This window comes from Sinorhizobium garamanticum (genome assembly GCF_029892065.1).
Taxonomy (GTDB): Bacteria; Pseudomonadota; Alphaproteobacteria; order Rhizobiales; family Rhizobiaceae; genus Sinorhizobium; species Sinorhizobium garamanticum.
The window spans coordinates 1,316,043-1,338,803 of record NZ_CP120374.1 but is presented as its reverse complement, the minus strand read 5'-3'; the positions used below and the strand labels follow the sequence as shown (position 1 = coordinate 1,338,803).

Below are 22,761 nucleotides of genomic sequence, written 5' to 3'. Positions count from 1 at the left end.
GAGGAAAGGGAGACTCCCCGGCGCTGCCATCAAGAGGTTTGCATTTGCATATGTCGCTGTTCAAGAGACTTTTCCCGGCGCTGGTCGCCGTGGCGGCGCTCATCGCTGCACCGGCCATGGCCGCCGAAATCACCGATGTCACCGGTCGCCGGGTCGAGCTCGACCTCCCGGCCAAGCGGGTGCTGCTTGGCGAGGCGCGGCAGATTCATGTGGCGGCGGCGCTGAAGGGCGAGCACGTCTTCGACACGATCGTCGGCTGGCGCGATGACCTGATCAAAAAGGATCCGGATTCCTACACGGCCTATCGGGAGCGCTTTCCAGCGATCGCGGACCTGCCGCTGTTTGGCTACATCCCGAGCGGCGATTTCAGCCTGGAAGCGGCGATCGCGCTGAAGCCGGATGTGCTGACGCTGAATCTCGAGGCGCAGCAGGCGGTCGAGGAATCCGGCTTCATCGAAAAGGCGGCCGCCGCCGGCATCGCCGTCGTCTTTCTCGACTTCCGCGTCGATCCGGCGAAGAACAGCGTAAAATCCGTCGAAATTCTCGGCGAGCTTTTTGGCGCGAAGGAACGCGCGAAGGAATTCATCGCGTGGCGTCAGGCCCAGATCGCGCTGGTGACCGACCGCCTGGCGGCAGCCGGCGCGATTGAGCGCCCGAAGGTCTTCATCGAACGCTCGCCCGGTATCACCGGTGAAACCGCCTGCTGCAGGACCTTCGGGCCTGCCAATTTCGGCGAGATGGTGGAAAAGGCGGGGGGCCACAATATCGGCTCGGATGTCACCACGACAACCTTCGTTGATCTCTACCCCGAACAACTCGTCATCGCCGATCCGGACCATGTGATCGTGACCGGCAGCAACTGGGCGGCCGAGTCCGACATCAACCAGTTCGTCAATGTCGGCCGCGGCGCGGATCCGGCCGCGGCCCGGGAACGGCTGACAGCGCTGATGCAGCGCCCGGGCTTTACCACCCTCAAGGCGGTGAAAGAGGGCAGGGTGCATGCCGTCTGGCACCAGTTCTACGGTGCACCTTACGAGTTCGTGCCGATCCAGCAATTTGCCAAGTGGTTCCATCCGGAGCTCTTCGCCGACATCGATCCGGACCGGACGTTCCGCGAGTTCCACGAGAAATTCCTGCCGGTCGCCTATCGGCCGGGCTATTTCGTGTCGCTTCCGCAAGGGGGTGAATGATGGTTGCGGCGGTGGGGGAATTCTCCGGTGTCGAGGGGCGCGGGCGTTACCGCGCCCTCGTGCTACGCCGGTTGCTGCTGATCTCCGGTCTCGTCACGGCGCTCTTTGTATCGGTCGCGGTCGACATGGCGCTCGGGCCTGCCAACTATCCGCTCACCGACGTGCTCGCGGCCCTGTTCTCGCCGGAGACGGTCGGCGACCAGCTCCGCGTCGTGATCTGGGACATCCGCATGCCGATCGCGCTGATGGCTGTCACCGTCGGTGCGTCGCTCTCGGTGGCGGGCGCGCAGATGCAGACGATCCTGGCCAACCCGCTGGCGAGCCCCTTCACGCTCGGCATTTCCGCTGCCGCCGGTTTCGGCGCGGCGCTTGGCCTCGTCGCCGGCGTGACGATCTTTCCCGTCGCGGTTCACTACATGGTGCCGATCAATGCCTTCCTGATGGCGATGGTGGCGGCACTCTTCATCCATTTTGCCTCGACCATGCGCGGCGTGACCGTCGAGACGATCGTGCTCATCGGCATCGCCCTCGTCTTCACCTTCAACGCGGCTCTGTCGCTGCTTGAATATCTGGCGTCAGAGCAGGCGCTCGCCGCCGTCGTGTTCTGGACCATGGGGAGCCTCACCAAGGCGACCTGGCCGAAGGTCTGGATCACCGGCGCCGTGCTTGTCGTCGCCGTGCCGCTCTTCGCGCGCCACGCCTGGGCGCTGACGGCGCTGAGACTTGGCGATGACAAGGCGGCAAGCTTCGGCATCAATGTCCGCCGCCTGCGGCTCGAAACCATGCTGACGGTCAGCCTGCTTGCGGCAATCCCCGTCTCCTTCGTCGGCACCATCGGCTTCGTCGGTCTCGTGGGGCCGCATATTGCCCGCATGCTGGTCGGCGAGGACCAGCGTTTCTTCCTGCCGGCTTCCGTTCTTTGCGGTGCGCTTCTGCTCTCGGTGACGTCCGTCGTCAGCAAGATGCTCATCCCCGGTGCGGTGCTGCCGATCGGCATCATCACGGCACTTGTCGGCGTTCCTTTCTTCTTCGTGCTGATTTTCACCAACAGGAGACGGTCATGGTAGCCCTGACGCTGGAAAAGGTTGGCGCGACCTACGGTCGGCGCGTGGTGCTGTCCGACGTCAATACGGGCATGTTGCGAGGTGGCGGACTGACCGCCGTGATCGGTCCGAATGCCGCCGGTAAGTCGACGCTCTTCAAGCGCATCGCCGGGCTCGCAGCCGGCCCTGGCCTCGTCCAGCTCTCCGACACCGCCAAGGGGCCGGAAGCGATCTGTTACATGCCGCAGGATACCGGAGCGAATGCGGTGCTGACCGTCTACGAGTCGGTGCTGCTCTCGGCCAAGCAGGGCTCCGGCTGGAAGGTCAAGGATGAAGAGCTTGCGGAAATCGACCGGGTGCTCGCGGCGCTCAGGATCGATGACCTGGCGTTCCGCGGTCTAGGCGAGCTTTCCGGCGGTCAGCGCCAGCTCGTCTCGATCGCGCAGGCGCTGGTCCGCAAGCCGGAAGTCCTGCTGATGGACGAGCCGACGTCGGCGCTCGATCTCTTCCGCCAGATCGAGGTGCTCGGCTTCATGAAGCGGTTGTCGGCGCAATCCGGGATGGCGGTGCTGATCGCCTTGCACGACCTCAATCACGCGCTTCGCTATTGCGAAGACACCATCGTGATCAGCAACGGATCGGTGGTCGCCAGCGGCCCGACGCCGGACGTGATCACGACCGAGATGCTGAAATCCGTCTATCGCGTCGAAGCCCGCGTCGAGGCATGTTCTCTGGGCCGCCCGGTCGTTATCGTCGACGATTCCATCCAGGCCGCCTGACGCAACCGAAAAGCCGCAAGGATGCGCCCGTCCGGCTTCCCGGAGGATGACGCATTGCTGCCGCAGCAGCGATTGAGTTTCGTCGCTGCGGGGACGAGTTCACATTTGCTCAATGACCCATGGCGAGCAGTATCTTGCCTGAAGGAGCGGATCCGCTCGTCGATGGCCTTGGCCGGGGCTAGAACGATCTCCCCTCAAGCGCGGGACGGGGCGCGCCTGCCTCCTGTTCCGCCCCGACGAGTTGTGGTCGCCGGTGTTATTCGAAGGCGCATCCGGCCGGAATTCCATCTCCGGCGGCACGGCCGAAGGCCCGCTTCCCAGTAAATCTATCTGGGAACTGAATTGATTTCTTGCCGCCGCAATGTGGTTGATCTATATAACATATATCTAAGATGCCCAGTGAACGTATGAGCCGGCGCGACGCGCGGCGCGCTGGGCGGCCGCTACGGCGCCGCGCGTCTTTTCAGACGCGCAAAGGACGCTTGCAGTACTTTGAATTGCAGCATGTTTCCTTAATCGGTTACGAAACATGCAGCAGCAAAAGTCTTTCTCGAAGGCGATGCCTCATGCTGACAAAAAAAGGAAAATACGGTCTGAAGGCAATGGTTGACCTTGCCCAGCTTCAGCCGGGGGAAACGGCGTTTATCACCGATATCGCCGTTCGTAACAATTTGCCGAAGAAATTCCTCGACACAATCATGCTGGAACTCCGGAACGCCGGGTTCCTTCGCTCCAAGAAGGGTCCCGGGGGCGGTTATTCGCTGGCGCGTCCAGCGACCGAAATCCGCGTCGGCCAGGTGATCCGTACCCTCGACGGCCCGCTCGCGCCGATCCGCTGCGCCAGCCGCACGGCCTTCGAAGCCTGCGACGACTGTCGTGATCCGGAAACCTGTCATGTGCGGCGTTCGATGGTCGTCGTGCGCGATGCAATGGCGGGCATCCTCGACAACATGACGCTCGAACAGTTCGCCGCCGCTGAGAAGAAAGAGGCTGAGAAGGAAGAGCGTGAGAAGGAAGAGACGCTGGCGCCGCTTCGCAGCGAAGCCAGCTAGCGCATCGGCCCGAAAATCGGACCCGATTTTCGGAAAGCACGATACGTAGATTCAAAGAGTTACAGCGTCCTTCGTGCGTCCTTAAGGACGCACGGCGCTGTAAGGCCATTTGCGGGTCACCGCTCTATAGGATTTTTTCCTTACCGATCAATATCAAAGCGAGCCACTTCGCGGCGGCTTGACGTCGTTGAGGTGGTAGTTGCCGACGACGTGATATTTCCACCGCACCGGATCGTGCAGCGTGTGGGTGCGCGCATTGCGCCAATAGCGGTCGAGATTGAGCGCGACCTTCGTCGAGGCGGTACCGGCAAGCTCGAAGAGCGTGTTGCTGGCGTCAAGCGCGACCTCGGTCGTCAGTACCTTGGCGGTAGCGACGGCGAGGCTCGCTTCGGTCGCGTGTTGCTCGGTCGGATCGACTTGGGCGACGTCGACCTTTTTCCCCGCATGTTCGACGACCGCCGTGGCCGCTTCCAGGCGCACGGCGATCTCGCCGATACGGGCGATCGTCAGCGGATCCTCCGACGCCTTTTCAACGCCGCTATCGATCCAGGGCTGCGCCCTGTTGCGGACGAAGTCGACGGTCTCCCGGAAGGCCGCGCGTGCGATGCCGAGGTCAACGCCGGCATGTATGACCTGGCCGACGGAATCGATGGTGTCGGGTCGTTCGAAGCCGCGATGGTTCCTGACGACGGATCCGGCGTTCACATAGACGTCCTGCAAAACGATTGTGCCACTGCCGGTGACGCGTTGCCCAAAACTGTCCCAGTCGTCGATGATCTCAACACCTTCGGTGCCGCGCGGGACGAAGGACATTGTGAGCTGGTCGGCGGGATCGAGCGCGAAAATTGCGATCCAATCGGCAAAGAGAACACCGGTCGAATAATATTTGCGGCCGTTTATGCGATAACCGGCACCATCTTCGCTAAGGCGCGTGTTGTAATGACCGACGGTCTCCGTCCCGATTTCGGCACGCGCGTTGCCGAACCGGTCGCCGGCAAGCGCGCGGCCGAAAAAGAACTTCTTCTGCTCCTCGGTCCCATCGTGACGGAGCGCCTCCAGGACATAAAAATGGTTCTGGGGGATCTGGCCGATCGAACTGTCGGCCTCGGAAAGGATCGCTGCAACCTCGGCAAGCACGGCGTTCGAAACATCGATCCCATCATGGTCGGATGGAACGCTGATCGCCAGCAGGCCGGATTGCGCAAGCTGATCGACTTCCTCATAGGGAAGAACGCGCTCCAGGTCGCGTTCGCTGGCACGTTCGGCAAACCGGCTTGCCAGCTCTCTTGCAACCGACAAGGCCTCTTCCTCGCTCTCGATGCGCTGCGCGGGCGGTCTCGTCTTCTCGGCGAACTGCGAGATGGTTCCCATATCGATCCTCCGTGGATCGCAAATAGGCCCTGGATCGCATCAATCCAGGACCATCGCGATCGATCCCAAGAACTTCGCTGACGGCGGAAGCCTCGTCTCACTTTCCGCGACCCTCTCACACATCGACCGGTATCACTGAACGACCATCTTATATCTGGTAAGGAAGCTTGTTCTATAGAATTTGTGGATATTGGATTTTCTTTGCTTCGCGCGGCGTCGATCCCTTTTCATAGTATGAAGCATGAACCGTATTCTTTCATTAGTCGAATATCGGCCCGGTTGCATGAAAGGACGTATGATCGCGTGGTGGCTGGCGTCGAGTGGTGCACCGCTGACGTGGGGAATCGTGGTTTGATTTCAATCGGAAAGAGCGCGCCGCGTCCTCCGGCGGCAGCCGCCGGAGACGAGCGGTTGAACAAAATGCTTGATGATCGGCCCCTTTGTCATAAAATACTAACTTGATAGACTATGCCGTATAACGATTGCCAAGAGCCAAAAGTGCCAGGCCAGCCAAGGAGCGGAGATTCCCCGGCAGGCGTGCGGCATCTAGTCGAGACATCCCTGAAAATTCAAACGGCAGCTATTTGTGTGTCTCAAGGTCCTGCGTAGGGGTTGCCCATGACTGGTCCGGCTGCGGCCGGGGCGCAAAGGAGCTCACATGACTGTGCACGGATTGTTTGCAGCGAAGCCGTCCGCGGCGGCCGACCAGTCGTCGAAGCCCGAGATTGCCATCATCGGGCGTGGATTTTCGGGCATCATGATGGCGATCGCCCTCATGAAGTCGATCCGGGTCACCTTCCACTTGACCATGTACGATCCTCACCCGTCGATCAGCGGTGGCCAGGCCCTGTCTTCGGCGCAGAGCATGGAGATCCTCAACAGCCGCGTGCGCGATCTGTCGGTTGCCGCCGGGCAGCCGGACGACTTCAACGACTGGCTTTGCACCAACGGCGAATTCCGTGCGGCGGTGCCGGCGGCGATCCCCGGTTTCCAGCAGATTTTCGTGCCCAAGGGCATTTTCAGCGATTATGTCCATCAGCGTTTCTCCGAGGCGCTTGCCCGCCGTTCCGATATCACGGTAAAGTTTTCCCATGAGCCGGTCCGCGCGCTGCGCAAGCTCGCCACAGGCCGCTTCACCCTCGTTCACGATGGCGGAACCGACGAAAGCGATGTCGTCGTGCTCGCGACGGGCTTCGGCGTCAGGGCGCGCAACGTCGAGGTTCCCGATGAGGAGCGGCCGGTCGTCAGAGCCCGCCGGCTCGTCGATCCGCGCCACGCGGTCCTGCTCGGCAGCGGCATTCGCGTCGTGGACCAGTTGTTCCAGATGCGCGACAGCGGTTATGCAGGCACGGTCACGCTGCTGTCGCGACATGGTTTCCTGCCGCAGACGCATACGCGCCTGTCGGCGGCGCCGAGCTTCCCGGTCGACCCGATGCCGTCGTCCCTCCGGGAGATCGTCCGGTTCGTCCGCAAGGCCTGCGCGGATGCCGAGGCCAAGGGGCAGAGCTGGCAATCGGCAATGAACGGGCTTCGCCGCCGCGCCCGTTCGCTCTGGCAGGCACTTCCCGCGCGGGAGAAGCGCCAGTTCAACCGGCATCTGCGCGCCATTTACGACAGCCACAGAAACCGCCTGCCGGCGGCCGTGCACGCGCGTCTCCAGCAGGAGCTTGCCGAACGGCGGACCGTGCTTCGCCGCGGATGGGCCGGGCGGCGCGTGCCGGAGGGACTGATGGTCCGCTGGTCCGGTCAGCCGGCGGAGGAAGTGCTGCGGGCCGATCAGGTGATCGACTGCCGCTGCTCGGCGCCGGACCTGCAGGCCCCGCTGTTTCAAAGCCTATTTGCCGGCGGGTTGGCCATGCCGGACGAGCTCGAACTCGGCATTGCCGTCAGCCCCACTGGAGAGGTGCTCGGCAACGGCGGCCGCACGCCGAACCTCTTTGCGATCGGGCCGCTCGGCGTGGGTAGCCTCCCCGACATCGACCTCGTTCCGGAGATCGTCACCCAGACCTATGCGGCGGCACGCCTGATCGCGACCGGCAAACGCCTGGCACTGAAGGCGGGATAGATCGAACCGGCGGTTCCGCGCCGCGATACTCCCAGCTGCTTCGAGCGGCCGCGCCGTGAGTGATCACCTTGGCCGCGTTGCGGCGCCGTTTTTCATTGCTGAAAAACCTCCTGCGGAATCGAAGCTTCTGATCGCCGCGCGACCAGTGGCATAGTCGCCAGCATTGCTCCACGATTGGAAAGGAAATGCCATGCTCGCCAGCGACATCTCTGCCGTCAGCCGCAGGCCATTGGGCCGCTCCAGCCTGTCGGCCGCACCCATCGGGTTAGGCTGCTGGGCGATCGGGGGCCATTTCACCCTCAACGGCAAGCCGGACGGCTGGGGAGAGATTGACGACGAACAGTCGATCCGCGCCATTCATCTCGGGCTCGAGATGGGCGCGTCGCTGATCGACACGGCCGATGCCTATGGAACCGGGCACAGCGAGGAGGTCATCGGCCGAGCGCTGATGGGGCGACGGGGTGACGCAATCATCGCGACCAAGTTCGGATACACCTATGATCGCGCCGCACGCGCGCTCGTCAGCACGGATGTCAGCCCCGCCTACATCGAACGTGCCTGCCCGGCTTCGCTTGCGCGTTTGGCGACCGACTATATCGATCTTTATCAAATCCATGTCGGCGAGATTCCGGACGATCAGGCGGATGCGGCCGGCGAGACGCTTGAAAAGCTGGCGGAGAAAGGTGCCATCCGTTTCTGGGGCTGGAGCACGGACAACGCCGCCGCGGCGAAGCGCATGCTGAAATTCCCGCATTTCGTCGCGGTTCAGCAGGAACTGAACGTCTTCACGGATGGGCCGGCGATGCTGACGATGTGCGAGGGCAACAATCTCGCCAGCCTCAATCGATCGCCGCTCGCGATGGGGTTCCTGACCGGCAAGTTTGGTCCGCAAACGCAGCTGCCCTCAAGCGACGTGCGCGCCGCCGGCCATAGCTGGGTGCGGTTCTTCGAGGACGGCCGGCCGCGTGCCGACTATCTTCTCCGCCTCGCGCGGGTGCGGGAATTGCTCCAGAGCGGAGGCAGGACCCTGGCGCAAGGCGCGCTCGGCTGGATCCTTGCCCGTTCGCCCAACACCTTTCCGATACCCGGCTTCAAAACGGAGGCGCAGGTGCGTGAAAATCTGGGGGCGCTGGAGAAGGGACCGCTACCGGAAGCGACCGTAGGGGAAATCGACGCGCTTCTTGCGAAGGACGCTGATCACGGATGATTTCTCTGCGGATCGGCAGCGCTCCGGCAATGAGAATCGGCTGGGCGGCCGACGTCGCGTGATCGAGACAAGCGATCGCGCCGGACCCGGAAGATTGGCTCGCCGGCGCGGCGAAGAAGATGCTCTTGAAAAGTGTTGCATTCCTGCAACGGCATCGAGGTGATTTCTGCAATCCGAAATTGTGCCTTTGCAGATCGGTCGGTCTCGTGTATGGTTACTTCATCTCGCAATTCAAATCAGAGGAGGCGTGAAATGAATCCTGTTCTCGTGATTATGCGCCTCTCTGGCGGGACGGCTGGCAGCACGACGATGCATCGCACATCTTGCTCGAGCCGATTTTGCTTCCAGGGTCTCTAAGCCCCGGATTCCTGCCGTTTGGCGCTTTCCCATTTGACCTGACGTGACCGGCTGACGGAGCGATTGTTCGCATTTCCGCGTCCGCATCCGCACGTCCATTTGACCTTCGAGAGGACCTGGCCGCGTTGTCGTGCCGGGACGGAAAAATCATGCGTGAAGCACAATTTTTAGTTGTTGATACCCTCGCCGCAACGACCGATGACCTGTACCGGAAATTCGGCGTCTGGAAGACCGCGCGTGCGTTGATCCTGGCTGCCTGGAGACATCGTCAGACGGCGAACCAGGTCTCCCATCTGTCGGATCGCATGCGCCGCGATATCGGCCTTCCGGACGGTGAGCCCGGGCTCCTGGAAGCCAGATTTTCCCTTTGGGATCTTCGGCTTTGAGGTGCCCTCTTAAGCAGGACGGCGATCGTGATCGCGCGTGGAGGGGCGTCCCAGGCGCCCCTCCACTGAATCTCCGCGCGTTCAGTCGCGGGTTGGCATTTGTGGCCCCGCAGCGCCGCGACTAACCAGGCGCCAGCACACGGCGTAGTGGTTCGGCAGATAGTTTTTCGTCCTCATCAAGTCAGTTGGGCCGTGCACGGCTACCCCACGCTCCTCATGTGAAGAGCGAAGGAGAGTCTTGCCTACCGCAACCGACGAGCCGCAGTATGCTGCCGTCGTGTACTATGAGTCAGACGCGCAAAGGACGCTGTAGTACTTTGAATTGCTGCATTTTTTGTCCTCAATTCGTCTACGATTTAAAGAGAAACATCCAGTAGAGTTCACGCAGACGTCATTTCACCATCGGGGAACTGATCGGCAGGTGCAGCGTTTCCAACCGTCGGCGGAGATCTGCGATGTGGGCCTTGCGGGTGGTGATCGTTTGCGTGGCGGCCATAGTTCTGGCCGCAGGTGCGTTCTTTTTTCTGGCGTGGCGTTCCGAAATTCCCGAGGACGCCGCGGCGGCAGAGGCGACGTTTGCTCCGGAACTTGTCGCGAAGGGAGCGCAACTGGCGGCGCTTGGCAATTGCATTGCCTGCCACACCGTCCCTGGAAAGCCGGCATTCTCCGGCGGCCTTGCCCTACCGACGCCATTTGGGACGATTTACTCCACCAACATCACGCCCGATCGTGAGACCGGCATTGGCGGCTGGAGTGAAGAGGCGTTCCAGCGTGCCATGAACGAAGGCGTCGATCGGAAGGGCAGCCATCTCTATCCGGCATTCCCCTACGACCATTTCACGCATGTCTCGGCAGAGGACAATCGCGCCCTCTATGCCTTCCTGATTACGCGGCCCGCGGTAAAGGCTGAAGCGCCTCCGAACGATCTCCAGTTTCCACTCACCTACCGGCCCCTGCTTGCGGCCTGGAAGCTCGCCTTCTTCGACAGGGGTGAGATGGAACCGGATACCAGCCAGAGCGAGGCATGGACGCGCGGGCGCTATCTTGCCGAGGGTCTCGGTCACTGCGGCGCCTGTCACACACCCCGAAACGCTTTCGGCGCCGAGGATCGCGACCAATATTTCGGCGGCGGCGAGGCGGAGGGCTGGCAGGCCTACGCGATCAACAAGGATTCCAAGGCGCCGATACCGTGGAACGAGCAAAGCCTTGCCTTCTACCTTCGTAACGGCTGGCATGAATTCCACGGCGTTTCGCGTGGGCCCATGGCCGAGGTCACTGGCAATCTCTCTGGCCTTCCGGATAGCGACATCATGGCGATCGCCACCTATGTCGCGTCGATCATGGGCGATCCCACACCCGAACGCGGGCAAAGAGCGGCTGAACTGCGCGAGCAGTTCGACGGGGACTACCTGGAACAGGCGGCCGATAGCCAGAGTCCTCCCGCGAGTGCTTCCGGCGGCAGTCCCGGCGAGGCGATCTATGTTGCCGCCTGTGCGAGTTGTCACGAAGGTCAGCGACGCCAGCCCTTCGGGGGCCTGAACTTCGATCTGAGTACCGCCGTCAATGCGCCGAACCCGCAAAATATCGTCAACGTCGTGCTGTTCGGCCTTCCGCCGGCCGACGGCGAGGCGAGCGCGGTGATGCCGGCCTACCGGCATCTGCTCAGCGACCAGCAGGTGGCCGACGTGCTGGCCTACATGCGCGAGCGGTTCTCCGAGGAGCAGCCCTGGGCCGGGCTCGTAGGGCTGATCGCCAATACCCGTTCCGGCGCGCACAAGGTCACCATCCGGCCGTCGGACGGCATTGAAAGGGCGCCGCACAATGTCGGTGCCGAGGAGGGATGATGAGCATTTCGCTGACAGTCAATGGCAGCCCGCATCAGGTCGACGTCGATCCGGCGACGCCTCTGCTCTACGTTCTTCGCGACGACCTGGCCTTGAACGGCGCCAAATACGGCTGCGGGCTCGGCCAGTGTGGTTCCTGCACCGTGGTGGTGGATGGCGAGGCGGTGCTTTCCTGCATGGTGCCGGTCATGCTGCTGGAGGGCCGCGAAATCACCACCATCGAGGGGCTGGGCACGATCGACGAGCCGGGACCGTTGCAGCAGGCGTTCATCGAGCTGCAGGCGGCGCAATGCGGTTATTGCATTCCAGGCATGATGATGAGCGGGCATGCGCTCTTGCGCCGCAACGCGCGGCCCAGCGACGCGGAGATCCGCGAGGCGCTGGCGACGAATCTCTGTCGTTGCGGCACGCATATGCGGATTCTGGCAGCGATCAGGCGGGCAGGCGAATTGATGCAGGCTGCGTCGTTGCCTGAGCCTGACAAGGGGAGGGCAGGTTGATGCGCATTCTCCAGCACGAAATCACCCGCCGCAGTGTGATCGCCGGCACCGGCGGGCTCGTTGTCAGTTTTTCGCTCGGCCGCGCATTCGCCCAGGCGCCCGCGCCGCCAACACCGCCGGTGGTGCCACCGGCACCGCCCGCGTCCTTGCCCGGCAGCCTCGACGACGACCGCTTCCTCGATTCCTGGATCCGGATCGACCCTGACAATTCCGTCACCGTCTTCACTGGCAAGGCGGAGCTCGGCCAAGGCATCCGCACCGCCCTTCTGCAGGTTGCTGCCGAAGAGCTGGAGGTGGACCCCGCAGAGATCGAGTTCGTTACGGCGGATACGGGCCGCACGCCAAACGAGGGATTCACCGCCGGCAGCCAGTCGATGCAAAACAGCGGCACTGCCATCAGGAACGCCGCAGCACAGGTGCGCGCGCTGCTTCTGGCGGAAGCCGCCAAGCGCTTCGGGGTAGCGGCGGCGGAACTCAGGGCCGAAAACAAATCCGTGCTGGCAAAGGATGGGAGAAGCGTGAGCTACGGCGAGCTTGTTTCCGGCCAGATGCTGCATGTGGAGGCGCAGCCGCAATCGGCCTTGAAGCAGCCTGGGACCTTCCGCGTGATGGGCAAGCCGCTCCCGCGCGTCGATATCCCGGCGAAGGTGACGGGCCAGCCCGCCTATGTGCACGATCTGCGCCTGGACGGCATGCTGCACGCGCGAGTCGTGCGTCCCCCGAGCCCGGCAGCTACGCTGACGGAACTCGATCAGGGCGCGGCCGAGGCGATGCCCGGCGTCGTTTCCGTCGTGCGCGATGGCAACTTCCTCGCCGTCGTCGCCGAAAAAGAGTTCCAGGCGGTGAGCGCCATGCGGACGCTGGCAGCGGCAGCGCGATGGCAGGAACGCGATACCCTTCCTGACCAGACCACCCTGCCGGCAGTCCTTCAAGGGCTCGAACGCGAGGTAGGTACCGTGGCGGAGGCGGGGGCGCTGTCGTCCGACGGCAAGGTGTTCGAGGCGACCTACACGCGGCCCTATCAGATCCACGGCTCGATCGGCCCGTCCTGTGCCGTGGCGCAGATGAAGGCGGATGGGACATTGGACGTCTGGTCGCACACCCAAGGGGTCTTTCCCGACCGCGAGGCGATCGCCGAGATGCTGGCGATGCCGGAGGAAAAGGTCCATGTCATCCACATGGAAGGATCGGGGTGTTACGGGCACAACGGTGCCGACGACGCGGCTGCCGATGCCGCGCTCATCGCCAGCAAAATTCCCGGCAAGCCGGTGCGCGTTCAGTGGACGCGCGAGCAGGAGCACAGCTGGGAGCCTTATGGCCCCGCGATGCTGATGAAAGTCGGTGCAACGCTCGACGATCAAGGCAGGATCGCGAGCTGGGCCTATGATCTTTGGAGCAATACGCACTCCACGCGTCCCGGCGGTGCCGGTGCGCTGCTCGCAGCACGTCATAGGGCTCAAGCTTTCCAGCCGGAGCCGGCCGAGCTCAGGATCAGCCCCTCCGGCAACGGCGACCGAAACGCCAATCCGCTCTACACCATTCCAAACAAGCGTGTGCTATGGCACTTCCTGCCCGACATGCCGCTGCGCGTCTCGGCGCTCCGGGCGTTGGGCGGCTATGCCAATGTCTTCGCGATCGAAAGCACGATCGACGAGCTGGCACTGATGGCCGAAGCCGATCCGGTCGAATTCCGGCTCAGCCACATGGAGGATCCGCGGGCGCGTGCTGTCATCGAACTGGCTGCGGAGCGCTTCGGCTGGGACAAGGCGCAAATGCCGAGGAATCGCGGACGCGGCTTCGCCTTCGCCCGCTACAAAAACCTTGCCGCCTATCTGGCGGTTGCGATGGAAGCGGAAGTCGAGCCGGAAACCGGCCGCGTGCGCGTGGCGCGCGTCGTGTCCGCCATCGACAGCGGCGAGATCGTCAACCCGGATGGCATCCGCAACCAGACGGAGGGCGGCATCCTGCAATCGATCAGCTGGACGCTCTACGAGGCCGTTGCATTCGACCGGACGAGGATCACCAGCACCGATTGGTCGAGCTATCCGATCCTTCGCTTTGCAAGCGTCCCGGACAGTGTCGAAGTCCATATCATCGAGCGCCCCGGCGAACCCTTCCTCGGAACAGGCGAGGCGGCCCAGGGACCTGCGGCGGCGGCTGTGGCCAATGCGATCAGAAACGCCACCGGCAAGCGTCTCTATGATTTGCCCTTTACCAGAGATCGAATACGAAACGCCGTCGGACGCGCCTGATTGATCAGGCGCGCAGGTCTCGCCCGGTCACCGTCGCCTTGCGGCGTGGCCGAGTAACCAGTCTCGGAGCCTCCTTACCTGATCCGGCTTCCGGGATGCTCTGGGATACACGATGTAGAAGCCGAGATCGTCGCGCAGCTTTATGTCGAGCGGACTGCAGAGCCGTCCGGCGGCGATGTCATCCTGGACCAGGGCATCGCTGGCAAGGGCCACGCCCTGGCCGGCTATCGCCGCGTCGATGGCGAGCGACGTATGGGAGAATTTGAGTGATCTGATACTCTTCGCATCAGCGTGTACGCCGGCGCGCTCCAGGAAAACCGGCCACATCCCATGTGCATCATGAAGCAAGACGTGGCGGGTCAAGTCTGCTGCAGTCCGGATTGGAATGTCGTCCACGAGAGCGGGCTTGCATACGGCAATAAGCGTGGTCGGAAAGAGCAGTTCACCACGAAGTCCCGGTCCCAGAGGCGGCTTCGTGTGGCGCACGGCGATGTCCACGCCGTCGCTTTGGAAGTTCGCGAAGGCATTTGCCGCCAGGACCTGGACTTCCAGGTCTGCGTTGGTTTTCGAGAATCCGTTCAGGCGCGGGATCAGCCACTTAGTGGCGAAAGACGGCGTCACGCTTACGGTAAGCGTCGTCTTCGAGGGACGCAACTCTTCGGTCGCATCGGAGATCAGGGACAATGCCCGCTGAACCGGCTTCAGGTAGCGCCGGCCAGATTCAGTAAGGTCAAGTCCCCGCGGCAGCCGGTCAAAGAGCTTGACTTCCAGATGCTCCTCCAGCGCCCGGACCTGTTGCGCAACGGCACCCTGGGTGACGCCGAGTTCTTCCGCAGCGAGCCGGAAGTTCAGATAACGCGCAGAGCTTTCGAACATTCTGAGCGCGTTGAGCGGCGCAAACTTGTAGGGGCTCTTTCCACCGGTCATCCAATAGTTTTCCTACAGGTTCGTGCGTGTATTTCTGTTTAGTCGCCGCCAGGCCTTTATGTCAAAATTCGCCGGACTCTTGAACGAACTCCCTGAAAGGAAAAGACATGGCTACACAGAAGGTCGCGTTGGTTGCGGCAGGCGGAAGCGGCATGGGAGCGGAGGCTGCACGCCGGCTCGCGGCCGATGGCTACAAAGTTGCTATCCTCTCTTCGTCGGGGAAGGGCGAAGCGCTGGCAAAGGAGCTCGGCGGGCTGGGGGTCACTGGCTCGAACCAATCGAATGAAGACCTGAAGCAACTCGTCGATCTCGCCGTTGCAACGTGGGGCCGCATCGACGTGCTGGTCAACAGCGCCGGCCATGGCCCGCGTGCTCCGATCCTCGAAATCACCGACGAAGACTGGCACCGCGGGATGGACACGTACCTGATGAACGTGATCCGACCGACACGTCTCGTCACTCCCGTGATGCAGAAGCAGAAGTCCGGCGCGATCATCAATATTTCCACGGCATGGGCGTTCGAACCGAGCGCCATGTTCCCGACGTCAGCCGTTTTCCGCGCGGGGCTTGCCGCATACACCAAGATTTTCGCCGACACCTATGCGGGCGAGAACATCCGGATGAACAACGTTCTGCCCGGCTGGATCGACAGCCTGCCCGCGACCGAGGAGCGTCGTGATAGCGTGCCCATGAAGCGCTATGGAACGAGCGCGGAGATTGCCGCCACCGTTGCGTTCCTCGCCTCGGAGGGCGCGGCCTATATCACCGGCCAGAATATCCGGGTCGACGGCGGCCTCATGCGCTCCGTTTAGAGTGGGATCGGATCGTGTAGCCGTGGCGAGGACTGGAGAGTGTCGACACCCCCTCTGCGGCTCAGGAGGCGCCCGCAGCGCCGCGCTCCCCATCGGATCCCAAAGGACGCTGTAGCACTTTGAAATGCTGAACGTTGAGCACTGAGCCGCCAGTCTCGCGCAGCTTCTTTTCATGGGGCGTGGGACGCCATACCGAGGGCGTTTCGCGGTTCCAACGAACTGAGAAACGCATCCCTCAAGGCGACAGACTTCGCCGCGCCTGCGGCGCCACTGACACTCGGTGGCGCTGCGTTCATGAATGGTGATAGTCGGCGTACGATCCCTCCCGAGACTAAGCCACTCAGGACGGATGTAAGCCATTTGAACATGACCCGCCTAATAGGAAATTCGAATGCTACCCGTTTCGTTCGCGGCGAAGTCAGGCTCCGGATAGGGGCCCTGCCATTGCGCATAGGTCGTGTTGACATCACTTGTACCGGTGCTTGCGCATCCCGAAAGTGCCAGAAGCGCTAGCGCAGCAATCAGAAATTTAAGAGGCATGGTATTCTCCTATCACCGGAGATCGCCCAGGCCTCAAGGGCCAGCTCTAAATTTTCCCTCAAATCATCCCCGATGGCAAGCGGGTCTGTGCACGTTCAGGCAGTCGTCCTGATTGCTTTTCAGCTTTTCCGAGCGGTTGGGCGCAACGACGATATGGCCACCCGTAAAGGGGCCATAGGCCTCTCTGCAACGGCGGTGGAGCTGGCCCCTTGCGCGGTGCTGCGGGCGCGCGGCGAGCAGGTGGCGGCGCGCACCATTGACAAATGCTTGAGACGGGTCGAGCCTCCGCGGGACGCGGCGGAGAAGATCGCCGAGGTGCCGAAGCGGAGGGACGCGAGGTGACTATCGTGAGCGGGGGGTGCCCCACGGTCGTTATCATTGGCGGCGGTTTTACCGGGGCGGTTGTCGCAGCAAACCTCGCACGCGACAAAAGCATGGAAGGATGGCAGATCGCGGTCTTCGAGCCGCGCGAATGTCTCGGCTGCGGCCTTGCCTATGACACCGACGATCCGGCGCATCGGGTCAATGTGCCGGCTGGGCGCATGAGCCTCGATCCTGATGACGCCGACCATTTCGTCCGCTGGATGGAGCTTCGGGGAGAGCCGCGCGACGACAGGGATGCACGGGCGCCGGACGGCCATCTCTATCCGCGCCGCGGCCTTTTCGGCCGCTATGTCGCTGACGTCGTGGCGCCGCACCTCGGCAACGGCCGCATCGTCCACCACCGGCAGCGGGTGATCAGCGTGGAGCGGCGTGGCGGAGATTGGGAAATCCGGGGTGACGCCGGCTCGACGTTGCGCGCCGACGTGTTGGTCATGGCGACCACCCATCCGGCCCCGGCCGCGCCCGCCGGCATCGACAGCGTGTTGCGGGGGCACCCGCGTTATGTATCGGATACCACCGTGCCCGGTGCTCTCGCGGCCATCCGCCCCAACGACCACATCCTGATCATTGGCACCGGCCTCACCGCGGCGGACGTCATCGCTTCCTTGCGCACGACCGGGCGGACAGGGCCGATCACCGCCTATTCCCGGCGCGGCCTCCGCTCGCGCGGGCACCCGAGCCGGACCCAAGACCCGTACGGAGACTTCACGGCGCCGTCGCGAACCGCGACAGAACTGCTCGTGCGCGTGCGGCGGGCGGTCGCCGACGCCGAAGCGGACGGTTTTTCCTGGCATGCGGTGTTCGATGCGCTGCGCGGCCAAGGCGGAGAGATCTGGCGCAGCCTGCCGGTCGCGGAACGGCGGCGGCTGATACGCCATCTGCGCCCCTTCTGGGACGTTCACCGCTTTCGCATCGCGCCGCAGATCGATGCCATCGTCAGAGCCGGACTGCAGTCGGGCGACATCCGCATTCAGGCGGGTCGGATCGATCGGCTCGAGAGAAACGGCGACGAGATCGCCGCGACGTTCCGGCGGCGCCACGGAGCCGGGATCGAGCACTGGAATGTTGATGCCGTGGTGGTCACCACCGGACCGGCACACAAAGCCGTCTTGAAAAGCCAGCCTTGGCTCGAAACGCTTTCAGCCGACGGCTACCTGCAGCCCGATGCCGTCGGGCTTGGCCTTGCCTGCAGCGAGACAAGCCGGGCGCTCGACAGGCAGGGCCGGGAGACGGAGACGCTTTTCATCGCCGGACCGCTCGCCCGCGGAACCTTCGGGGAGTTGATGGGCCTGCCGCAGGTCAACGATCACGCAATCTTCGTGGCGGAGCAGGTGGCCGCGTTCGCCCGAGGGCGAGGAGCGGCAGAGGCCGCTCTGGCATCAGTTGACGCGCGCTCCGTGCGCTGAAAACAGATGAAGCTTCGACAAATCCGGAGCGACGGCGATCTGTTGACCGGGTTCGAGATCGATCCGGTCGCGCAGCACCAGGCTGGTGTCGGCCGATCCGATTTTCACAACGACATGCGTCTCCGAACCGGTCGGCTCCACCACGACAACGGTAGCGGGCACACCGCTTTCGCTTAACGCCAGATGCTCCGGCCGGACGCCATAGGTCCTGACAGCATCGCGCGAATAGCCGGCCGGCAACGGCAACCGGGCGCCGCCATCGGTGACGAACTGCCCGTCCACGATCGACCCTTCGAAAAGGTTCATCGCCGGCGAGCCGATGAAGGTGGCGACGAAGGTATTGGCGGGGCGATCGTAGAGTTCGAGCGGCTTGCCGATCTGCTCGACGGCGCCGCCACGCATCACGACAATCCGGTCCGCCATCGTCATCGCCTCGATCTGGTCATGCGTGACATAGACCGTGGTGGTCTTCAGGCGCTGGTGCAGGTCCTTGATTTCGGCGCGCATGGTGACGCGCAGCTTGGCGTCGAGATTCGACAGCGGCTCATCGAAAAGGAACACCTGCGGATGCCGGACGATTGCGCGCCCCATGGCGACGCGCTGGCGCTGGCCGCCGGAAAGCTGCTTCGGCAGGCGGTCGAGCAGAGGCCCGAGCGCCAGGATGTCGGCCGCCTCCTTGACGCGCTTGCCGATCGCTGCCTTGTTCTCACCCTTGAGCTTCAGCGCGAAGCCCATATTTTCCGCGACGGTCATGTGTGGGTAGAGCGCGTAGCTCTGGAAGACCATGGCGATGTCGCGTTCCTTCGGCGCCACGTCGTTCACCAGGCGGCCGCCGATGCGGATCTCGCCACCGCTGATGTCCTCAAGCCCGGCGAGCATGCGCAGCAATGTCGACTTGCCGCAGCCGGAGGGGCCGACGAGGGTGACGAACTCGCCATCCTCGATATCCATGGAAACGCCGTGGATCACCGGCACGGCGCCATATTGCTTGCGAACCTGTTCGATCGTAACGGATGCCATGAATTCCTCCCTGTTCTCTCAGAGCCCGAGCTGCCAGATGCTGGCAGCGGCGACATTGCCTTGCGGGGCGGTAAGGCGGGCCGAGCGGACGCCCTCGAAGCCCGGCAGGCGCTTCGTTCCCGTCCAGCGGCCGTTGTCGGCAAAGACCTCGATCGAGCCCCTGTCCAGGAAGATGCGCAGCGTCGAGGGGCGCGCGCCGCTGGCGATGTAGCGGGGCAGCCATTTGCCATCCGGAACATCGTAGAGGATGCTTAAGCCCTCCTGATCCAGCCTCAACCCGAGGTCGGCTACCGGATGATCGAATTCGAGGTCGAAAGCAGCGCCGGGCGCGGTGAGATCAATGACGATTTCGGCCGCTCCGTTGCCGAGTTCGACGATATCGCCGGAAAGCAGTCGCTCGTCGTCTATGAGCTGCTGGCGCAGGCTTTCCACTGTGTCGACCGGTGGCGTCAGCAACGCACCGTCTTTGAGCACGACGCGGCGGGGGAGCGTCATGGCCGTTGGAAAATCGGTTTTCTTGGAGATCTCCGTCCAGTTGGCGAGCCAGGCGATGCCGACCGGGCCGCCGGACTGATCCACGAAGGCCTGGAAGGCATAGGCGTCGGTGCCGAAGTCGAGCTCCTGCTCGAATTCTTTGACGAAGCTTCGGCCATCGAAGCGACCGACGGTCGCGACCGTGATATTCCGCCGGCCGGTCGCCGGATCGCGGCTCGTCAACAGGCCGAAAATCAGCGCCCAGCGCGTCGCCGGATCGTCGGCCGGCCCGTCGACGGGCACGAGGCACGGGCATTCGGCGGCGGTCATGCCGAAGCGGTCCTCGCGATGCAGGATACCGACGAACGTCCAGCCCGAGGCGGCTTCGGGATCGGCGGTCTCGTAAAGCAGGATCACACCGCCGGCCCGGTCGCGACTGCCGACAAGCATCTTCCAGCGTCCGTCGGGACCTTTGACGACATAGGGGTCGCGAAAGTCGAGCGTCAGATCGAGGCCGGCCGGTCGCTCCGGCAGGATGACCTCGGCGGGACCGGCCGCGATCTGGTCGCGCGAGACGGCGGTCAATTGGATCTGTTCTTCGGGCTGCCGGTCTTTCACCTGCTCGGTAAAGAAGACGCGGATGCCGGGCTCCTTTCCTGGGAGGGGGATGGCAGACCCCGAGAAGACGCCGCCCTGGCCGTCGGCGCGTGCCGAAAGATCGGCCGAGGGGAAGAGGAAGACCGGCAGGTGCCGCCAGCGCACGTAGTCATCGGAGACTGCGTGGCCCCAATGCATGGTGTTCCAGCGCAGACTGTGGGGATAGTGCTGGTAGAAGAGATGCACCCTGTCGCCGAAGCGGCCGAAGCCGTTCGGATCGTTCATCCAGCCGAAGGGAGGGCGGAAGTGGTAGCTGCCGGGCACCGTCGGCGGCGCGTTCGCTTCGCCGGCATAGAGAACGAGGATGCCCTTTTCGAGAACGTCGCTTTCCGAGAAAGCGTAGACGACCGAGACAACCGTCGTGGTCGGGTCATAGCGAAACGCCGTCTGGCCGCCGTTTTCCAGGTGGAGCGTCCGCAGCTGGTATTCCTCGGCATTGTCGACCGTCAAAAGGCCGACCTCGATGCCGGCGACGGAGACCGTCATTTCCGCTGCCGCTTTCCCTTGCGCAGCCTTCAGCCAGAGGTGGATCGTCGTTCCGGCCGGTAGGGATGCGCTCAACCTCTCGAGGTCGCCGTCGAGAAGCGGGGCGGGATTTGCATTGCTTGTCATTGATCAACCTTTCACGGCGGAGCCAACAAAGGAACTTACGAACCAGCGCTGGAAGGCGAGATAGAGGGCGAGGATCGGGATCATCATCAGGACGGAGGCGGCCATCGCGCGATCCCAATAGATGCTATCCTGACCGAAGAACGTGGCGATGGCGACGGCGATCGGCCGGGCATAGTCGGTCTGCGTCACCAGGATCGGCCAGAGATACTGGTTCCAGCTCTCGATCCCCATCAGGATCGAGACGGTCGCGAGCGCCGGCAGGCTCAAGGGCAGGAAGATCGAGCGATAGATGCGGAACACCGAGGCGCCGTCGATCTCAGCCGCTTCGAAGAGCTCCTTCGGGAGCTGGGCGAAGAACTGGTAGAACAGGAAGATGTAGAGAGGGCTCGCGACCCAGGGCACGATCTGCACGGCGAAGGTGTCGGTCATGCCGGCCCGCGACACCATGATGACGAGCGGCATGATGATGCTCTCCTGCGGGATCACGTAGAGCGCGATGACCAGCGAAAGGATCAGTGCCCGTCCGCGCAGCGAACCCCAGGCCAGCACGAAGCCGGCCATGGAGTTGACGATCAGGCCGGCGCCGACCGTGAGTGCGAGGATGACCAGCGAGTTCACGAGATAGCGGCCGAAGGCGAGTTCGCCGGAGAGGTTGCCGATTTCCGCGAAATTCGAAAGCGTCGGGCTCGAAACCCAGAAGGCCCTGAAACTTCCCATGTCGGCCAGAATCTGGAAGCGGTCGTCTTTGAGACTGGCGATCAGGAGCATGAACAGCGGCGACACGATAAGGAGCGCGATGACGAGGATCGAGGCCGTCTGGACCATGCGCAGCGAACCGAGCGCGGAACGCTCGCTCTTGACCTTCGCCTGCAGGGTGGGGATTGCGAGATCAGACATCGAAACGCCTCAGGAGTTGACGCTGCAGGAGCGCGATGACGAGAACGATCAGGAAGAGGATGACCGAAACGGCCGAAGCGTAGCCGAGCTTCTGCTCCTCGAAACCGGAGCGCACCATGTAGTGGACCACGGTCTCTGTGCTGCTTTTCGGGCCGCCTTGGGTCAGGATCGCGACCTGGGTGTAGAGCTTGAAGGCCTGGATGGTGGTGATGACCAGCACGAAGACATGGGTCGGCCTCAAACCCGGCATGGTCACGTGCCAGAAGCGCTGGAACGCGTTGGCGCCGTCGATCCTCGCTGCATCATAGAGCTCGTCCGGAATGCCCTGGAGACCGGCAAGATAGACGATCATCTGGAAGCCGTAGGCCTGCCAGGCCGACAGAAGCACGATCGAGAACATCGCCCAGTTCGGATCGCCGAGCCAGTCGATCGGCTGGATGCGGCCGCCCGAGAGAAAACCGATCACCTGGTTGAATGGACCGGTCGGATATTGAAAGAGCGTTCCCCAGATCACGCAGACGACGACCATCGAGGTGATCGCGGGCAGGAAGAAGAGACCGCGAAAAAGATTGCGGAACGGCAGCTTCTGGTGAAGCAGCAATGCAGTCGCAAAGGCGAGGCCGCATTGCACCGGCAGGATCCAGAAGGTGAAGCGCGAGACGTTCCAGAGCGAGGTCCAGAAGAGCTCGTCCCGGAAGATGCGCAGGAAGTTGTTGAAGCCGACAAAGCGGATCGGCGTCGGCCGTGGCACCAGCGGCTGGTTGGTCATCGCCGTCCAGAACGACAAGAGGAACGGCACGACAAGGAAGATTGTCAGCAGGATGACCGCTGGCGCGAGCATGCCGATTTCCTGGAATAGCCGGCCTTTGTCCCGGCGCGAAACCGGACGCGCCAACACGGCCGGCGGGGCCGTTTGTTGCAAGGTCATGATCTCCTCCTCATCAGGTCGCCATGCCTGCTGTCCAAGGCGGCAGGCGAGCGGGGCA

19 protein-coding genes are annotated in these 22,761 nt (G+C 63.1%); 12 read left to right on the top strand and 7 right to left on the bottom strand.

Annotated elements, in window-relative coordinates:
- The first annotated feature begins 50 nt into the window (after positions 1-50).
- The 4 genes from PZN02_RS26025 to PZN02_RS26010 all read left to right on the top strand — a co-directional run bounded on the left by PZN02_RS26025 (position 51) and on the right by PZN02_RS26010 (position 4,064).
- Positions 51-1,190 (top strand): ABC transporter substrate-binding protein, encoded by a 1,140-nt coding sequence (locus PZN02_RS26025; RefSeq protein WP_280661848.1) that lies wholly within the window; start codon positions 51-53, stop codon positions 1,188-1,190.
- Positions 1,187-2,257 carry a FecCD family ABC transporter permease gene (locus PZN02_RS26020; protein WP_280661847.1) on the top strand — a complete coding sequence of 357 codons (1,071 nt, stop codon included), beginning with the start codon at positions 1,187-1,189 and terminating at the stop codon, positions 2,255-2,257. The genes PZN02_RS26025 and PZN02_RS26020 overlap by 4 nt, the downstream gene beginning before the upstream one ends.
- The gene (locus PZN02_RS26015; RefSeq protein WP_280661846.1) at positions 2,251-3,012 is read left to right on the top strand and encodes an ABC transporter ATP-binding protein; all 762 of its coding nucleotides are present in this window, start codon (positions 2,251-2,253) and stop codon (positions 3,010-3,012) included. Before PZN02_RS26020 ends, PZN02_RS26015 begins: the two co-directional genes overlap by 7 nt.
- A gap of 566 nt (positions 3,013-3,578) precedes the next feature.
- Positions 3,579-4,064: an RrF2 family transcriptional regulator gene (locus PZN02_RS26010; protein ID WP_280663287.1), complete on the top strand. Its 486-nt coding sequence runs from the start codon at positions 3,579-3,581 to the stop codon at positions 4,062-4,064.
- A 153-nt stretch (positions 4,065-4,217) separates the two neighbouring features.
- Here PZN02_RS26010 and PZN02_RS26005 read toward each other — a convergent pair whose 3' ends face one another.
- On the bottom strand, positions 4,218-5,435 hold the full coding sequence (locus tag PZN02_RS26005) for an SfnB family sulfur acquisition oxidoreductase (protein WP_280661845.1): 1,218 nt from the start codon (positions 5,433-5,435) through the stop codon (positions 4,218-4,220).
- A 658-nt stretch (positions 5,436-6,093) separates the two neighbouring features.
- Here PZN02_RS26005 and PZN02_RS26000 point away from each other — a divergent pair.
- From PZN02_RS26000 to PZN02_RS25975, 6 genes are all read left to right on the top strand, one after another.
- A complete protein-coding gene (locus PZN02_RS26000) occupies positions 6,094-7,500 on the top strand; it encodes an FAD/NAD(P)-binding protein (RefSeq protein ID WP_280661844.1) in 1,407 nt (468 codons plus the stop codon).
- Positions 7,501-7,690: 190 nt separating this feature from the next.
- Positions 7,691-8,707, top strand: a complete 1,017-nt coding sequence (locus PZN02_RS25995) for an aldo/keto reductase (protein ID WP_280661843.1) — start codon at positions 7,691-7,693, stop codon at positions 8,705-8,707.
- 506 nt (positions 8,708-9,213) lie between these two features.
- A complete protein-coding gene (locus tag PZN02_RS25990) occupies positions 9,214-9,450 on the top strand; it encodes a YjiS-like domain-containing protein (RefSeq protein ID WP_280661842.1) in 237 nt (78 codons plus the stop codon).
- A gap of 455 nt (positions 9,451-9,905) precedes the next feature.
- On the top strand, positions 9,906-11,294 hold the full coding sequence (locus PZN02_RS25985) for a cytochrome c (RefSeq protein WP_280661841.1): 1,389 nt from the start codon (positions 9,906-9,908) through the stop codon (positions 11,292-11,294).
- Positions 11,294-11,794 (top strand): (2Fe-2S)-binding protein, encoded by a 501-nt coding sequence (locus tag PZN02_RS25980; RefSeq protein ID WP_280663286.1) that lies wholly within the window; start codon positions 11,294-11,296, stop codon positions 11,792-11,794. Before PZN02_RS25985 ends, PZN02_RS25980 begins: the two co-directional genes overlap by 1 nt.
- The gene (locus PZN02_RS25975; RefSeq protein ID WP_280661840.1) at positions 11,794-14,046 is read left to right on the top strand and encodes a xanthine dehydrogenase family protein molybdopterin-binding subunit; all 2,253 of its coding nucleotides are present in this window, start codon (positions 11,794-11,796) and stop codon (positions 14,044-14,046) included. Before PZN02_RS25980 ends, PZN02_RS25975 begins: the two co-directional genes overlap by 1 nt.
- Positions 14,047-14,073: 27 nt before the next feature.
- Here the strand turns inward: PZN02_RS25975 and gcvA are convergent, their stop codons facing one another.
- Positions 14,074-14,973, bottom strand: coding sequence for a transcriptional regulator GcvA (gene gcvA / locus PZN02_RS25970; protein ID WP_280661839.1), 900 nt, complete (start codon positions 14,971-14,973; stop codon positions 14,074-14,076).
- Between the two features lie 107 nt (positions 14,974-15,080).
- Between gcvA and PZN02_RS25965 the strand changes: the two genes are divergently transcribed.
- Complete coding sequence (locus PZN02_RS25965) at positions 15,081-15,785, top strand: SDR family oxidoreductase (protein WP_280661838.1); 705 nt, start codon at positions 15,081-15,083, stop codon at positions 15,783-15,785.
- 375 nt (positions 15,786-16,160) lie between these two features.
- On the opposite strand, the gene PZN02_RS25960 is transcribed toward PZN02_RS25965, so the two are convergent.
- On the bottom strand, positions 16,161-16,325 hold the full coding sequence (locus PZN02_RS25960) for a hypothetical protein (RefSeq protein ID WP_280661837.1): 165 nt from the start codon (positions 16,323-16,325) through the stop codon (positions 16,161-16,163).
- 263 nt (positions 16,326-16,588) lie between these two features.
- On the opposite strand from PZN02_RS25960, the gene PZN02_RS25955 reads away from it, so the two are divergent.
- Positions 16,589-18,115: an FAD/NAD(P)-binding protein gene (locus PZN02_RS25955; RefSeq protein WP_280661836.1), complete on the top strand. Its 1,527-nt coding sequence runs from the start codon at positions 16,589-16,591 to the stop codon at positions 18,113-18,115.
- On the opposite strand, the gene PZN02_RS25950 is transcribed toward PZN02_RS25955, so the two are convergent.
- From PZN02_RS25950 to PZN02_RS25935, 4 genes are read right to left on the bottom strand one after another with little or no spacing between them, the layout of a single operon-like run.
- Positions 18,089-19,135, bottom strand: a complete 1,047-nt coding sequence (locus PZN02_RS25950; protein WP_280661835.1) for an ABC transporter ATP-binding protein — start codon at positions 19,133-19,135, stop codon at positions 18,089-18,091. The genes PZN02_RS25955 and PZN02_RS25950 overlap by 27 nt on opposite strands.
- Before the next feature lie 18 nt (positions 19,136-19,153).
- On the bottom strand, positions 19,154-20,878 hold the full coding sequence (locus tag PZN02_RS25945; protein ID WP_280661834.1) for a GH32 C-terminal domain-containing protein: 1,725 nt from the start codon (positions 20,876-20,878) through the stop codon (positions 19,154-19,156).
- Between the two features lie 3 nt (positions 20,879-20,881).
- Positions 20,882-21,775, bottom strand: coding sequence for a carbohydrate ABC transporter permease (locus PZN02_RS25940; protein WP_280661833.1), 894 nt, complete (start codon positions 21,773-21,775; stop codon positions 20,882-20,884).
- Positions 21,768-22,703 carry a carbohydrate ABC transporter permease gene (locus PZN02_RS25935; protein ID WP_280661832.1) on the bottom strand — a complete coding sequence of 312 codons (936 nt, stop codon included), beginning with the start codon at positions 22,701-22,703 and terminating at the stop codon, positions 21,768-21,770. Before PZN02_RS25935 ends, PZN02_RS25940 begins: the two co-directional genes overlap by 8 nt.
- Positions 22,704-22,761: the final 58 nt, after the last annotated feature.

Excerpts from the sequence above, each read along its gene's own strand:
- PZN02_RS25965 (WP_280661838.1), top strand. The coding sequence starts at position 15,081 with ATGGCTACACAGAAGGTCGCGTTGGTTGCGGCAGGCGGAAGCGGCATG.
- PZN02_RS25960 (WP_280661837.1), bottom strand. The coding sequence starts at position 16,325 with ATGCCTCTTAAATTTCTGATTGCTGCGCTAGCGCTTCTGGCACTTTCG.
- PZN02_RS25990 (WP_280661842.1), top strand. The coding sequence starts at position 9,214 with ATGCGTGAAGCACAATTTTTAGTTGTTGATACCCTCGCCGCAACGACC.
- PZN02_RS25975 (WP_280661840.1), top strand. The coding sequence starts at position 11,794 with ATGCGCATTCTCCAGCACGAAATCACCCGCCGCAGTGTGATCGCCGGC.
- PZN02_RS25985 (WP_280661841.1), top strand. The coding sequence starts at position 9,906 with ATGTGGGCCTTGCGGGTGGTGATCGTTTGCGTGGCGGCCATAGTTCTG.
- gcvA (WP_280661839.1), bottom strand. The coding sequence starts at position 14,973 with ATGACCGGTGGAAAGAGCCCCTACAAGTTTGCGCCGCTCAACGCGCTC.
- PZN02_RS25995 (WP_280661843.1), top strand. The coding sequence starts at position 7,691 with ATGCTCGCCAGCGACATCTCTGCCGTCAGCCGCAGGCCATTGGGCCGC.
- PZN02_RS26000 (WP_280661844.1), top strand. The coding sequence starts at position 6,094 with ATGACTGTGCACGGATTGTTTGCAGCGAAGCCGTCCGCGGCGGCCGAC.
- PZN02_RS25955 (WP_280661836.1), top strand. The coding sequence starts at position 16,589 with ATGCTTGAGACGGGTCGAGCCTCCGCGGGACGCGGCGGAGAAGATCGC.
- PZN02_RS26025 (WP_280661848.1), top strand. The coding sequence starts at position 51 with ATGTCGCTGTTCAAGAGACTTTTCCCGGCGCTGGTCGCCGTGGCGGCG.
- PZN02_RS26015 (WP_280661846.1), top strand. The coding sequence starts at position 2,251 with ATGGTAGCCCTGACGCTGGAAAAGGTTGGCGCGACCTACGGTCGGCGC.
- PZN02_RS26020 (WP_280661847.1), top strand. The coding sequence starts at position 1,187 with ATGATGGTTGCGGCGGTGGGGGAATTCTCCGGTGTCGAGGGGCGCGGG.
- PZN02_RS25950 (WP_280661835.1), bottom strand. The coding sequence starts at position 19,135 with ATGGCATCCGTTACGATCGAACAGGTTCGCAAGCAATATGGCGCCGTG.
- PZN02_RS25940 (WP_280661833.1), bottom strand. The coding sequence starts at position 21,775 with ATGTCTGATCTCGCAATCCCCACCCTGCAGGCGAAGGTCAAGAGCGAG.
- PZN02_RS25945 (WP_280661834.1), bottom strand. The coding sequence starts at position 20,878 with ATGACAAGCAATGCAAATCCCGCCCCGCTTCTCGACGGCGACCTCGAG.
- PZN02_RS26010 (WP_280663287.1), top strand. The coding sequence starts at position 3,579 with ATGCTGACAAAAAAAGGAAAATACGGTCTGAAGGCAATGGTTGACCTT.
- PZN02_RS26005 (WP_280661845.1), bottom strand. The coding sequence starts at position 5,435 with ATGGGAACCATCTCGCAGTTCGCCGAGAAGACGAGACCGCCCGCGCAG.
- PZN02_RS25980 (WP_280663286.1), top strand. The coding sequence starts at position 11,294 with ATGAGCATTTCGCTGACAGTCAATGGCAGCCCGCATCAGGTCGACGTC.
- PZN02_RS25935 (WP_280661832.1), bottom strand. The coding sequence starts at position 22,703 with ATGACCTTGCAACAAACGGCCCCGCCGGCCGTGTTGGCGCGTCCGGTT.